The following is a 12583-nucleotide window of genomic DNA, read 5'->3' on the forward strand; positions in this document are numbered from 1 at the left end:
GATAACAGCTGCAATCCTGTAGGAGTGAGCTTGCTCGCGATTGCGGTTCACCATTGGATAATCGGTTGAATGACGCACCGCAATCGCGAGCAAGCTCACTCCTACAGCACCCCGCGGTCGCCTCAAGACGCCTTCTTCACCCCCTTCAAGCACCCAAGATGGGTAAAGTCCTGGCGCACGTCGGCGATCTTCTGCAACAGTTTCTGCCGCTGCTCGGGCGAGCTTTGCGCCATCAGGTCGGTGATTAACGAGATCGCCGCCTGTTCAGTGTGGTCGTACGCTTGACGGTACTCAGGTGTCCAGAATGTCTCGCGGTCCTGCAGCAGTTTGGCGATCTTCTGATCAAATCCGGGGGCCTGGCGCTGCTTGACAGCAGTGACCAGCAGCGACTGCCAATGCGCGCGGTTGTCGATCCACAAGCGGTTCTGCTCGCCCAGCGAGGTGGACCACTGCATGACCCGGTCTCTCTGCGCCGCGTTCAGCTTGCCAATCCAGGGGTTGAGCCGTTTCTCCATGCGCTCTGCGCGCTCGCGGACCTGCTGATCCAGTGGCTGATCGACGAAGTCGGCCTCGTGCTTGCGCATGTCCTTGGCGAAAGCCGTTTCCATTTCAGCGACCTGCTGGTCATCCAGCTGACGCAACAGCTCGACCGCCGAAGGGGTGATTTCCTGGGAGATGGTGGCGATTGCCTGGCGTGCTTCTGCGGTGCGGGCCTTGAGTTGAGCCTCATTGACCTGATTGTTCTCGACCATGCCCTGCAGCCGGTCCAGCCAGCTCAAATAATCGGGAATCTGCGTGGTGCAGTGCCAGCTCAGATGCTCTTTGAGGCGTTCATCGAACCAGTCTTTTTGCGTGGAGTTCATGTCCAGGTAGTCATTGAGCGACCACGGAATGATCAGATCGAGATGTCGGTAGGTCAGACCAATCTGACTGCAACCTGAGAGCATCATCAGGCTCAGCCACAGCGAAATACAGGTCTTCAACATGATGCGCATGACAGCTCCTTGCCGGTTCGTCTCCCAGTTATAGAGCAAGTCAGGCGGTGCCGGTTCAGCCCATCAGAAAAACGAGCGCACGATCTTCAGGGTGACGGTGCTCTCGCACTGAGTGTTGTGGCCGCTGTACGCGCCGCAATCGGCGCCGGTAAGGCTTGAACCGCTGTACATCAGGTTCATGTCCATGCCCCGCCACGGTCGGGAAATATTGAACGACCAGTCGTTGTACGCACTGACCACGCCGCCGCCGTCGATAACGGCCGGCGCATCGAGTTGGTGGTTGCCGTATTGCATGCGCAGGTCCAGGCCCAGCGACGCCAGGCCGCCGAGGTCGAGAAACAGCGTGCTGTCCTGACGCCCTGCATCGGTGCTGACGGCGGTGCCGATGCGGCTGTCGAAAATGCGAAAGCCGGCATACAGCTCATGACTGTCGATCTGATCGGTGTTGGGGTAGCTGTAGCGAATCACGCCAAGCTCATAACCCAGCGTCTTGTCGAACGGCTTCTTGAAGCCCATGTAGGAATCGACTTCAAGCGTGGTGTCTGGTGCAAGCCCCGCACTGGGCGACCACTGGCCAAAATAGAAGCCGCTGTCGTGGGTCAGGTCCAGGCCGCCGTGGAAGGCCGAATCGCCATTTCCCGGCGTCACCAGGCCTTGGGCCATGGAACGGCTTGGCGTGGTGCCCAGTTTGAGGCTGAAATCGCCCAGTTCGCGCTCCAGCGTTTGAGCGTTGATTGACGGGGGCACGAGCAGGGCGCAGGTCAGGAGCGCGCCGGTCCAGGGTGTAAAGCTGCGAGCATGGGGCATGCTTCACTCCTTGCGGTTTCAGAGGAGTGGGATCGATGGTGTCATATCGAAATACCGATGGGCTCGATAGGAACCGCGAGCTAGAGCCTCGCAAGCATACCGGCGAACGGGCCGATGAATCGACCGCTGGTCGATTCATTGCACAAAAGCTGAACTTTGCGATCAGTTGTTGCGAGAAACCAGCTTGTTGACCACGATCAGCGCCTGGGGAAACGACGGATAGCCGCTCTTGGCAACGTCAAGCTGGTCGTACTGCGAGCGGTAGGCGATGGCTTTTTTCTGATCGAAGATGGCCGTTCTCTGGGCCAGCAGGGCGATAGCCAGCGGGTACCTGCGATCGGCGGAATCCTGCAGCAGAGCGTTGACCTGGGAGTCATCGGTGTTCTGGCGCAGCAGCAGGACGGCCTGATAAAACTCGGCCTCGCCACTCTTGTCCTGACGGGCAGCGCGGCTGAGCAGTGCATTGGCAAGCTCGTAGTTTTCCTCGCGGCGCTCGTTGATCAGCAATTTCGCCTGGAGCATGTCGTTCTGATACAGCAGGTAATCGGCCCTGCACGGGCTGCCCGGTGCCGAGGTGTCGCAACCACGTGTCGCACAACCGCCCAGGCCAAGGCAGAGCAGGGCGCCGAGAAAAATCCATTTGTTCATATCGGGTTTCCGCAGATACGTCTGTGATCAGGGCATCGTCCGGTCTGTCAGTTCTCAGGAACCGGCGGCTGCGACGAGACAGCAACGAGTCGCTATGTCGAGACAGTAAAGCAGAGCTTTGTGCAGGCAGGGGAGCGATAGACCTGGCGCTTTGTGATCAAAGCGCCTGGATGTCGACCGCGAAGGCGGGGAAAAATTTACTTTTTACCGAGGGAGATCTGTTTCGAGGGGCCGAAGGTCTGGCCACTGACGCCTTTGGCGATCTGCTGGATTTCGCCGCCGGATTTCAGGAAAGCCGCAATTTGTGCGTTGATCGAATCGCTGGTCTCAACGGCAGGAGCTGGCTTGGCTTTCGAGTTGGATGCTTTTACGCGCATGGCTGCTATTAACCTATATAAAATTAATACGGCCGGCCATCTTATCGGAATGCGAGAAAAATTGCTTGGTAAATATCCGCGCCGAACCTTAGACCGAATAATCATGAAGACGCAAATCATTTCACGCCGGGAGCGGCTAAATCCCTGTTTTAATTGCCAAGTCCTGCCTGGCTGATGAACGTCACGACGGCGAATGCCTGCCGTATTGCGGCGAGATGACCTGACGAATGGCCTCTGTGCCGGATTCGACCGGCGGGCGGCCGGGTGCCAAGGCCTTGATTTGCAAGGCCTGCGCAAGGCGCGGCAAACGGCCTGCGCGCAAGCGGCAACGCGAGGGCAAACTCGGGTAGAATGCCGCCCACGCAATGAGGGTATTTGGACATGGCTTTAGTCGGGCGCTACAACAGTTTGCAAGTGGTTAAACACACTAACTTCGGTTTATATCTTGACGGCGCGCAGGACGGCGAAATTTTGCTGCCCAATCGTTATATTCCCAAAGATATTCCCAGCGAAGATGAAGACTGGCTTAACGTTTTCATTTATCTGGACAGCGATGACAAGTTGATCGCCACCACTGAAAAACCCAAAGTTCAGGTGGGAGAGTTCGCCAGTCTCAAAGTCGTCGAGGTCAACAGTATCGGGATCTTCCTGGACTGGGGCTTGCCCAAGGATCTGCTGCTACCTTACTCCGAAGAAAAACGCCCGCTCAAGGCCGGTGACTACTGCGTGGTGCATGTCTATCTGGACAAGCACACCCGCCGCATCACCGCCACCACGCGCCTGGACCGGTATCTGGACAAGCTGCCAGCCAACTACGCGGTGGGTCAGGAAGTGGACTTGCTGGTTGCCGAAGAGACCGCGATGGGTTTCAAGGCGATCATCAACAACAAGCACTGGGGCCTGATCCACAAGAACGAAGTGTTCAAGTTCCTGCGCTCCGGCAAACAGGAAAAAGGCTTCATCAAGGAAGTACGCAGCGACGGCAATATCAGTCTGAGCCTGCAGCCTGTCGGTGAACAGCTTGCCAGCAGCCTCAACGCCCAGATACTCAGCAAGTTGCGCGAAAACAATGGTGTCCTGCCAGTCAGCGACAAGAGCGACCCGACCGTGATCAGCAACCTGTTCGGGGTGAGCAAGGGTAACTTCAAGAAGGCCATTGGTGCGTTGTACAAGCAGGGCCAGATCGTGATTCATGCCGATCGCATCGAGCTGGTCTGATTTGACCTGACTGACCCGGATCTGCGTCATCGTCGAACGCAAGGCGCAACGCTTTTTGCAGCTATTGGCGATGAACGCAGGTCACAGCATGGAGCGCGCCGCCCGGCGCGCTGCGATGGCTGGCTTGGGGTCCTGTTCATGAAACGATTTCTTGGCGCGTATCTGTCCACACTTGTGGCGTTTCTGTTGCTCGACGGCCTGTGGCTGGGCGTGTTGATGGGGCCTGCCTATCGCGCCTGGCTCGGGCCGTTGATGCTTGCCCAGCCGGTGATTTTCCCCGCCGTGCTGTTCTACCTGATCTATATCGCGGGAATCGTGCTGATCGGCGTGCTGCCCGGCGTCAGGTCAGGCAGCGCAGCACATGCCGCAGGTTACAGCGCGTTATTGGGCGTCATGGCTTACGGCACCTACGACCTGACCAACTGGGCGACGTTGCAGGGCTGGCCTGCGCAGCTGGCGCTGGTCGACTGGGCATGGGGGACGTTCGCATCGGGTGTTGCGGGGGCGGTGGGGTATGGGGTGAGCCGCAGATTCTCGGATTGAAGATATTCGGCCTTGCATGGCAGTCTGGCCTGGCGGCGTTGCGCTTGCTGGCGGTGGCGCCATGCGTTCGCGACCGCTGGCAAGCCGGACTGCTACGGCCCCGACGATATGTCGGGGGCGTCGGTGTTACTTCTGCACAAACTCGGCGAAGCTCAGGTTCGCGCCGTTGGGCCGCATGTCCTTGAGGTAGGAATCCTTGTCCGCAGACAACTCCAGGCTCACCGTGGATTTGCGCTTGCCCTCGTTGCGGATGACCACCGCGTCCTTCTGTTCGCGAATGTATTTGGTGGTCACCTTCAGGTGGATAAGCCCGTCAGTGCTCGGCGTGTGCAGCAGCAGGTGCAGCCATTCGTACTGACCGATCGCCAGACGGCTCACCGGCAGGTCGAACCACCAGATGTTGCGCTTGGGGTCCAGGACGGCGAAGTGAGTGTTGTTGGTGCCGAGCACGGCGCCGCCCAGTTGCTCATTGCGGCGCGCGATGGCCTGCTGCTTGTCGAGTTTCATATCGTTCCTGTGGATCTCTGTCTCATTGGCCTGAGCGGTATCGGCTGACATTGCATACCAGGCACAGCCCGGCCCGGCCGCGCATTCTCCGGGGTTGTCGAGTAAAACTAAAGGCAAAACTGGTCGGCGCGATGAAAAGCGCCGTTACATCTGCAAAAGCACCGCTTGGGAAATAATTGAAACTCTGGGGAACGTAGGCCGGTCAACCCTTACGTCGAGTTTGTGACACCTGATTCTTACCCCCTGGAGAATTCTTATGAGCAGCACTGGCGATAAAGTCAAAGGCATGGCCAACGAAGCAGTCGGTAACGTCAAGCAAGGCGTGGGCAAGGCGACTGATAACGACAAAATGCGCGCAGAAGGCAAGGCGCAGGAGGTCAAAGGTGAAGCACAACAAGCGGTCGGTGATGCCAAGGATGCCGTAAAAAAAGGCGTCGACAAGGCCTGACAGCCTGCGCGTCAAGGGTAAAACCCCGGCGGCGCCACTCAGAGAAACCCGTAACGGCCATCCCTCGATGGCCGTTATTGTGTCTGGACGGCGAAACCCCTCAAACGCATCGGCCGTGACAAAACGGCCTGAACCACTGTAAAAACCCGGCCCGATGTGGCGGGTGCACGGAATTTCAAAGCGTTTGCCCGCTCGTAGTATAGGTAAGTGTGATTCAGTTACGTCTACGTCGCGAAGGAGACGCCATGATATTCCCGGATTTGCGCCGGCTACGTGTTACGACGGTGTTGGTCAGAACGGTCAAAGAGTTTCTCGATGACGAGATGTCGACGTATGCCTCGGCACTGGCTTACCAGATGCTGTTTTCGTTGTTCCCGTTTCTGTTGTTCCTGATCGCCCTGATCGGATTCCTGCATCTCCCCGATTTTTTCAGCTGGCTGCGCTTGCAGTCCGAGCTGGTACTGCCGCCGCAGGCGCTGGACCAGGTCAATCCTGTGATCGATCAGTTGCAGCAATCGAAGGGCGGGCTGTTGTCGGTGGGTATCGTCATTGCACTGTGGAGTGCCTCGGCCGGCGTGCGGTTGATGATGAGCGCGATGAACGCAGCCTATGACGTGGTGGAAGAGCGCCCGGTGTGGAAACGTATTCCGCTGTCGGTGCTGTACACCATTGGCTTTGCCGGGATGCTGTTGGCGGCGGCCGCGTTGATGGTCACCGGGCCTCAGGTGATGAGTTGGCTGGCGGCGCAGATCGGCATGGAGGATTTCATCGTCACCCTGTGGACGATCCTGCGCTGGCCGGTGATCATCCTGCTGCTGATGGTCTCGGTGGCGACGATGTATTACGTCATGCCCGATGTGAAACAGGAGTTCCGATTCATCACCGCAGGTTCCGTACTGGCGGTCGTGGTCTGGATCGTTGCATCGTTGGGTTTTGCCTATTACGTGAAAACCTTCGCCGACTACAACGCCATGTACGGCAGCATCGGCGCGATCATCGTGCTGCTCCTGTACTTCTACATTTCGGCCTCGGTACTGCTGTTGGGGGCGGAGATGAATGCAGTGATCGAACACCTGTCCGCCGAGGGCAAGGAAAAGGGCGAGAAGGTCGCAGGTGATGGCGGTGTCGATGCCGAGCCCGGCACGCCGACGCCGGCCGGCGCAAAACAGCATGTGTCGGGGTTGGGGCGCGATCATAGTCGCGACTACATCGATCAACACAGCAGCGGGGACAGTCACGCGCACGACTATGAACCGCAGCTGGCACCGCTGAAGATCGACAAGCCCTGATCGATAGAGTCGCTGATCAATACTGTGGCAGGATGCGCGCTATGGCGTGTCCGCCCCATTCATAAGGTTTTCGCATGATTCGTGACATTCTGAAAATGGGTGACGAGCGTCTGTTGCGCGTTGCGCCGCCGGTGCCGCAGTCGATGTTCGGCTCCAGCGAGCTGAAAACCCTGATCGCTGACATGTTCCAGACCATGGAGAGCGTCGGTGGCGTTGGACTGGCCGCGCCGCAGATCGGGGTCGACCTGCAGCTGGTCATCTTCGGTTTCGAGCGCAGCGAGCGCTATCCCGATGCCGAGGCAGTACCGCAGACCATTCTGCTCAACCCCTTGATCACCCCGCTTGAACCGACCCTGGAAGAAGGCTGGGAGGGCTGTCTGTCGGTGCCCGGCCTGCGCGGCGTGGTCGAGCGCTACGAGCATATTCGCTATGAAGGGTTCGACCCCGACGGCAAGCGCATCCAGCGGGTGGCCCGAGGGTTTCATGCGCGGGTGGTGCAACATGAATGCGATCACTTGATCGGCCGTCTGTACCCTTCGCGCATCACCGATTTCAGCCGCTTCGGCTTCACCGAAGTGCTGTTTCCGGATCTGGACCCGAACCTGGATGAGTGAAAGGACCTGTTTTTGATTCTGGCCGCGGCCGGACGCAAGGCGTGATGCGCTGTCATTTCCCCGCTTTGACGAACCGCAGCGTCATTCGATCCGACTCCCCGATGGCCAAGTATCTGTCTTTGTCTTGCTCACCCTTGACCAGTGCTGGTGGCAAGGTCCAGACGCCGTCGGGATAGTCCTTGGTGTCCTTGGGGTTGGCGTTCACTTCGCTTTGCGCGGCCAGGGTGAAGCCTGCGTCTTTGGCCAGCTTGACGACGTAATCGGTGGGCAGGTAGCCGTTCTTTTCGTTGTCCTTGGCGCTGGTTCCCGGTTTGGCCCGGTGATCGACCACCCCCAGGGTGCCGCCCGGCTTGAGTACGTCATAGAACGCCTTGAACGTCGCCGCCTCGTTGCCGGCATCGACCCAGTTATGCGCGTTACGAAAGGTCAGCACGGTGTCTGCCGAGTCGGGCTTGCCGAAGACCGGCGCCTTGGGTGCGTATTCAACGATCTGCACCTTGGCGTAATGCGCCGGATCGCCGGCGTATTTGTGCTTGAGGCTGTCGGCTGACTTCTTTGCGTAATCGCTGGTTGATGGATCGACAATGGCCGCTACGTAATGGCCTTGGTCCTTGAGCAACGGCGCCAGCAGCTCGCTGTACCAGCCGTTGCCGGGCGTGATCTCAATGACCGTCTGATCGCTGCGTACGCCGAAGAATTGCAGTGTCTGTTCAGGATGGCGGTACTGATCGCGCGCGGCGTTCTGCGGCACGCGCCAGTCACCCTTGAGCACGCTGGCGAACTGTTCGTGGCTGATGTTGGAGGGCGGAGCGGGGGGTGCGGCAGCGGCCAGATTCGATCCAAAAAGAGCCGACAGAGACAAAGCCATAAGCAGTGGTTTCATGTGCATCCCGGTTCAACTGAAAGAGGTGATGGGCGAGGCTAGCATGGGTGATCGGCCCGGGATGGCACATTTGGTTTGGTCGACCGTGTGAATGGGTCTAAGCGCAGCAGCGGTGTAAGTGATGACGCATCGGCGCTTGCCGGCGCTGGCAGACTCATGACCGCTACCGCTGGCGAGTCATTCCGCTACCGGGTTGGGGGCATGCGAACCAACGCAACCAGGGTTTTGCTCTGCCGGTAGCGCGCCAGTCGATCAGCCAGTTCACGTGGCAGATCCTGGGTTTCAACAAAGTCCGATCGTCGATAGAAGCCGAGCAGATCCGGCTCGCAAAACAGCCAGACCTGACCCGCGAGGTCGGCTGTCGCTGCCTTCAGCAAACCCCCGGCGAGACCCTGTCCACGCCACTCTGGCGCCATGAACAAACCGGTCAACCAATGCCCCCCAGCTACGGGCGTGAGGTTCAACGCTCCGACGATCTCATGGGCTTTCGCTACCCAGATCTGTGCTTCGCCTTTGCCGCGCATGGAGGAACGGTGCGCGCGATAGAACTTGTCGAGCATAGGGCGCTGGAGGTCGGGCAAAGGCTGGAACTGCATGGCGGGCGGGGGCTCGAGTTGCTGGTGGGAAGATCGTTCTACCGTCATAACCAATCGATCTACAAGATTTTCCTGCGCCGTTGCACAACCCACGTATCAGCCACGCAGCAGGAAGCGCCCATGCCCAACTACCTCGACGACGCCCAGCGCCAGGACATCGCCCGTTTGCGCGCAAGCTTCACCGGCCGTACGCAGTGGCCGACCTGGCTGCTGCTGGCCGGGGTCTATGCGGCATGGCCCATCCTGTTGCTGCTTAGCCCACGCCTGGGTCTGTGGCCGACGACGCTGTTGATGGTTCCCTTGCTGGTGTTGTGGATGTCCTTGCAACACGAATTGCTGCACGGCCATCCCACCCGCTGGTTGTGGCTGAACAAGCTGCTGGGCTATGCGCCGTTCGCGGTTTGGTACCCCTACACGCTGTATCGCGACACGCACATGCAGCACCATCGCGATGAAGACCTGACCGTTCCCGGCCTTGATCCGGAAAGCCGTTACCTGAGCCAGTTGCGTTGGCAGCACAGCGGGCGGCTGATGCGTCTGCTGCGCTGGCTGGACAAGACGCCGCCGGGGCGTCTGCTGTTTGGCGTGCCGCTGGCGCTGGGCAGTCTGATCGTCGCTGAATCCAGGCGCCTGTTGCGCGGCGACCGCCAAGCCTGGGCCATGTGGTTCACCCATGGCGTGTGCCTGACGCTGATGTTTGCCTTCATCGAGCGTTACAGTGCGATGTCGGGCCTGCATTACCTGCTGCTGGCCACGGTGCCTGCGCTGGCGATATCGATGGTCCGCTCCTACTACGAGCATCGCCCCAGCGAACACCCGCAACAGCGCACAGTGATCAACGAAGCCTCGTGGCCGTGGCGCTGGCTGTTCTTGAACCTCAACCTGCACCTTGTGCATCACGATCTGCCGGGGCTGGCGTGGTACCACATCCCTGCGGTGTATCACGCGCGCCGAGAGCAGTGGGTGGCACGCAGCGGTGGTTTTCTGGTGCCCGGTTATGCTGAACTGTTTCGTCGCCACAGCTTCGCTCCTGTCGACAGTCCCCAACATCCATACGTCTAGGTCCGGTACTCGAACATGCTCCAGGGTTTCGCCGAATTACAGATGTATGTCGCGCCAGAGCGCGTGCCCCAGGCCCAGGAGCAGTGGCTGCGCCGGGTACTTGCCCGGCTCGATGTCGAACGTCTGGATGCACGGGCGCTGGAGCTCCAGGCGCTGTGGCGTTCATCCCGATTGCTGCTGACGCAGACCTGCGGCTATCCGCTGATGACCCAATTGCGGGGTCAGGTCCAGGTGGTCGGCCGGCCGCTGTACCAGCTGCCCAACAGCGCCGGCGGCAATCATTGCAGCCTGCTGGTGGCGCGAGCCGACGACTCTCGTCAACGGTTGGAAGACTTTCGCGGCGGCCATGGTTTGCTCAATTCGCAGGATTCCAATTCCGGGATGAATCTGTTGCGCCACACGCTGGCGCCGTTGCAGCAGAACGGGCGGTTCTTCGCCCACGTGTCCTTGACCGGTGGCCACCGCAGCAGCCTGGCCTGGATCAAGGCAGGGCAGGGCGACCTGGCCGCCATCGACAGCGTGACCTTCGATTACCTGGCACGTGACGCCAGCGAGGAAGTCGCCGGGTTGAAGGTGATCGGCCGTACCGCAGCCGGGCCATGCCTGCCTTACATCACTCGGCTTGGCGCCGATGCCAATCGGATCCGCGGGGCGATGAATCGGGCGCTGCTGGACCTGCCGCAGGTGGCGCAGGCGCTGGCGATCAGCGAGGTACTGCCAGCCAGCGAGGCGGATTATCAGGTTTTGCTGGACTACCAGGACCAGGCGCGAGCGCTGGGCCTGCACAGCCTGTAGTGCACGGTTTGCCGGCGTCAGCGCCATACACGGCATCGCTGATGACACCCATGGGGTGCGGGCGGCATTGCGCGAGGGTCTGGTTATTCGTTCTAGGTCTATAAAAAGCACAACAAGGTATTTTTAGCGCATAAGCGACCCTTGTTAGCATGGCCACACCGGGCTGCCGGACCGAACAATAATCCACGCCAAGGGAAGCCTTATGTCCGGCGCCGAGATCTCCCATCGCCAATACCTCGGCGAGCTGTTCCACCGCCATTACTTCTGGTTATGCGAGCGCTTGCGTCGTCATCTGGATTCACCTGAATGCGCACAGGACATTGCCGCCGAAACATTCCTGCAATTGCTCGCCTCGCCCAACGTCGTACCGATCCGTGAGCCGCGTGCCTTGCTCACCACTATCGCCAAGCGTCTGATCTATCAGCGCTGGCGACGGCGTGATCTGGAGCGCGATTACCTCGACGAGCTGGTGCAGGAGGAGGGCAACCCTGCGCTTTCTCCAGAGCGCGTTACCGAAGCTCTGCAAACCCTGGATCGTCTCGATCGCCAGCTCAATCGCCTGCCGGCCAAGGTCAAGGCAACCTTCGTGCTCTCCCGCGGCAGCGGCATGACCTACCCGCAAATCGCCGCACATCTGGGCATCTCGCAAAGCTCGGTCAGCCACTATATGGAAAAAGCTGAAACCTGTTGTCTGCGCGCTTGTCTGGAATCAGGCGTGAGCTGTGCTAAACCCAACTGAGCGCGACCTATCCTGCCCCACAAGAAACAATCACGAGAGACAACAATGACATCGATCAAACACCTGCTTGGCGGCTCGCTGCTGGCGCTGAGCGTACTGACGAGTCCGGCGTACAGCGCGGAAAAAACGGCGCCGATTCACTTCGGCGACATCACGTGGGAAAGCGGCAGTCTGATCACTGAAATCCTGCGCACCATCGTCGAGAAGGGCTACGGCTACCCCACCGACAAACTGCCGGGCAGTACCGTGAGCCTTGAGGCTGCGCTGGCCAAGAACGACATTCAGGTCATCGGTGAGGAATGGGCCGGACGCAGCCCGGCGTGGGTCAAGGCTGAGGCCGAAGGCAAGGTCCACGGCCTGGGCGATATCGTCAAGGGCGCGACCGAAGGCTGGTGGGTGCCCGAATTCGTGATCAAGGGCGACCCCGAGAAAGGCATCAAGCCGCTGGCGCCGGACCTGAAATCGGTGTCTGACCTGCCCAAGTACAAAGATGTGTTCAAGGACCCGGAACAGCCGGACAAGGGCCGCTTTCTCAACAGCCCGACCGGCTGGACCTCGGAAATCGTCAACACCCAGAAACTCAAGGCTTACAAGCTGAACGACACTTACGTCAATTTCCGTACCGGCTCCGGCGCAGCCTTGGATGCGGAAGTCGCTTCGTCGATTCGTCGCGGCAAACCCGTGCTGTTCTACTACTGGTCACCTACCCCGCTGCTGGGGCGCTTCAAGCTGATCAAGCTTGAGGAACCGCCGTTCAACGAAGCGGCCTGGAAAACCCTAGCCGATGCCAATAACCCGAATCCGATCGGTTCCAGTTCTCTGGCGGCGCATCTGGCCATTGGTGTGTCCGAACCCTTTCACAAGCAGTATCCCGACCTTGTGAGCTTTTTCGAAAAGGTCGACCTGCCGATCGAGCAGTTGAACAAGACCTTGGGCGAGATGAGCGAGAAACGCCTGGAACCGGATGCCGTGGCCAAGGGCTTCCTCAAGGACCACCCGGAAATCTGGAATGCCTGGGTGCCCGCCGATGTGGCGAAGAAGGTGACATCGAGCCTGTAATCC

16 protein-coding genes are annotated in these 12583 nt (G+C 59.6%); 9 read left to right on the forward strand and 7 right to left on the reverse strand.

The genetic code is table 11. The features are described 5' to 3' along the window. Positions 1–122 precede the first annotated feature (122 nt). The 4 genes from ACI2KS_RS06585 to ACI2KS_RS06600 all read right to left on the reverse strand — a co-directional run bounded on the left by ACI2KS_RS06585 (position 123) and on the right by ACI2KS_RS06600 (position 2827). Entirely contained in the window at positions 123–995 is an 873-nt protein-coding gene (locus tag ACI2KS_RS06585) for a DUF6279 family lipoprotein (RefSeq protein WP_404618359.1), read from the reverse strand. A 63-nt stretch (positions 996–1058) separates the two neighbouring features. Then, a complete protein-coding gene (locus tag ACI2KS_RS06590) occupies positions 1059–1802 on the reverse strand; it encodes a TorF family putative porin (RefSeq protein WP_404618361.1) in 744 nt (247 codons plus the stop codon). 162 nt (positions 1803–1964) lie between these two features. Continuing rightward, positions 1965–2450 carry a hypothetical protein gene (locus tag ACI2KS_RS06595; RefSeq protein WP_404618363.1) on the reverse strand — a complete coding sequence of 162 codons (486 nt, stop codon included), beginning with the start codon at positions 2448–2450 and terminating at the stop codon, positions 1965–1967. A gap of 197 nt (positions 2451–2647) precedes the next feature. Next, entirely contained in the window at positions 2648–2827 is a 180-nt protein-coding gene (locus tag ACI2KS_RS06600; protein ID WP_037012170.1) for a hypothetical protein, read from the reverse strand. Positions 2828–3208: 381 nt separating this feature from the next. Between ACI2KS_RS06600 and ACI2KS_RS06605 the strand changes: the two genes are divergently transcribed. Then, positions 3209–4045: a S1 RNA-binding domain-containing protein gene (locus tag ACI2KS_RS06605; protein WP_404618491.1), complete on the forward strand. Its 837-nt coding sequence runs from the start codon at positions 3209–3211 to the stop codon at positions 4043–4045. Positions 4046–4183: 138 nt separating this feature from the next. Then, on the forward strand, positions 4184–4588 hold the full coding sequence (locus ACI2KS_RS06610) for a DUF2177 family protein (RefSeq protein WP_404618364.1): 405 nt from the start codon (positions 4184–4186) through the stop codon (positions 4586–4588). 126 nt (positions 4589–4714) lie between these two features. Here the strand turns inward: ACI2KS_RS06610 and ACI2KS_RS06615 are convergent, their stop codons facing one another. Continuing rightward, the gene (locus ACI2KS_RS06615; protein ID WP_404618366.1) at positions 4715–5095 is read right to left on the reverse strand and encodes a hypothetical protein; all 381 of its coding nucleotides are present in this window, start codon (positions 5093–5095) and stop codon (positions 4715–4717) included. A gap of 256 nt (positions 5096–5351) precedes the next feature. Here ACI2KS_RS06615 and ACI2KS_RS06620 point away from each other — a divergent pair, with 256 nt between their 5' ends. The 3 genes from ACI2KS_RS06620 (at position 5352) to def (ending at position 7446) form a co-directional block, all read left to right on the forward strand. After that, positions 5352–5543 (forward strand): CsbD family protein, encoded by a 192-nt coding sequence (locus ACI2KS_RS06620; RefSeq protein ID WP_404618368.1) that lies wholly within the window; start codon positions 5352–5354, stop codon positions 5541–5543. 245 nt (positions 5544–5788) lie between these two features. Beyond that, positions 5789–6832, forward strand: coding sequence for a YihY/virulence factor BrkB family protein (locus tag ACI2KS_RS06625; RefSeq protein WP_404618370.1), 1044 nt, complete (start codon positions 5789–5791; stop codon positions 6830–6832). Between the two features lie 74 nt (positions 6833–6906). Further along, entirely contained in the window at positions 6907–7446 is a 540-nt protein-coding gene (gene def, locus ACI2KS_RS06630) for a peptide deformylase (RefSeq protein WP_404618372.1), read from the forward strand. A gap of 52 nt (positions 7447–7498) precedes the next feature. Here def and ACI2KS_RS06635 read toward each other — a convergent pair whose 3' ends face one another. Then, positions 7499–8329 carry a class I SAM-dependent methyltransferase gene (locus ACI2KS_RS06635; RefSeq protein ID WP_404618374.1) on the reverse strand — a complete coding sequence of 277 codons (831 nt, stop codon included), beginning with the start codon at positions 8327–8329 and terminating at the stop codon, positions 7499–7501. A gap of 185 nt (positions 8330–8514) precedes the next feature. Beyond that, positions 8515–8973 (reverse strand): GNAT family N-acetyltransferase, encoded by a 459-nt coding sequence (locus ACI2KS_RS06640; RefSeq protein ID WP_404618376.1) that lies wholly within the window; start codon positions 8971–8973, stop codon positions 8515–8517. Between the two features lie 72 nt (positions 8974–9045). Here ACI2KS_RS06640 and ACI2KS_RS06645 point away from each other — a divergent pair, with 72 nt between their 5' ends. From ACI2KS_RS06645 to ACI2KS_RS06660, 4 genes are all read left to right on the forward strand, one after another. Then, complete coding sequence (locus tag ACI2KS_RS06645) at positions 9046–9987, forward strand: fatty acid desaturase (RefSeq protein ID WP_404618378.1); 942 nt, start codon at positions 9046–9048, stop codon at positions 9985–9987. A gap of 15 nt (positions 9988–10002) precedes the next feature. After that, positions 10003–10782, forward strand: a complete 780-nt coding sequence (locus ACI2KS_RS06650) for a phosphate/phosphite/phosphonate ABC transporter substrate-binding protein (RefSeq protein ID WP_404618380.1) — start codon at positions 10003–10005, stop codon at positions 10780–10782. 202 nt (positions 10783–10984) lie between these two features. Beyond that, positions 10985–11521 carry a sigma-70 family RNA polymerase sigma factor gene (locus ACI2KS_RS06655; RefSeq protein WP_404618382.1) on the forward strand — a complete coding sequence of 179 codons (537 nt, stop codon included), beginning with the start codon at positions 10985–10987 and terminating at the stop codon, positions 11519–11521. Positions 11522–11566: 45 nt separating this feature from the next. After that, positions 11567–12580 (forward strand): ABC transporter substrate-binding protein, encoded by a 1014-nt coding sequence (locus ACI2KS_RS06660; protein ID WP_404618384.1) that lies wholly within the window; start codon positions 11567–11569, stop codon positions 12578–12580. Positions 12581–12583: the final 3 nt, after the last annotated feature.

This window comes from Pseudomonas sp. NPDC087358 (assembly GCF_044900785.1).
Classification (GTDB): Bacteria; Pseudomonadota; Gammaproteobacteria; order Pseudomonadales; family Pseudomonadaceae; genus Aquipseudomonas.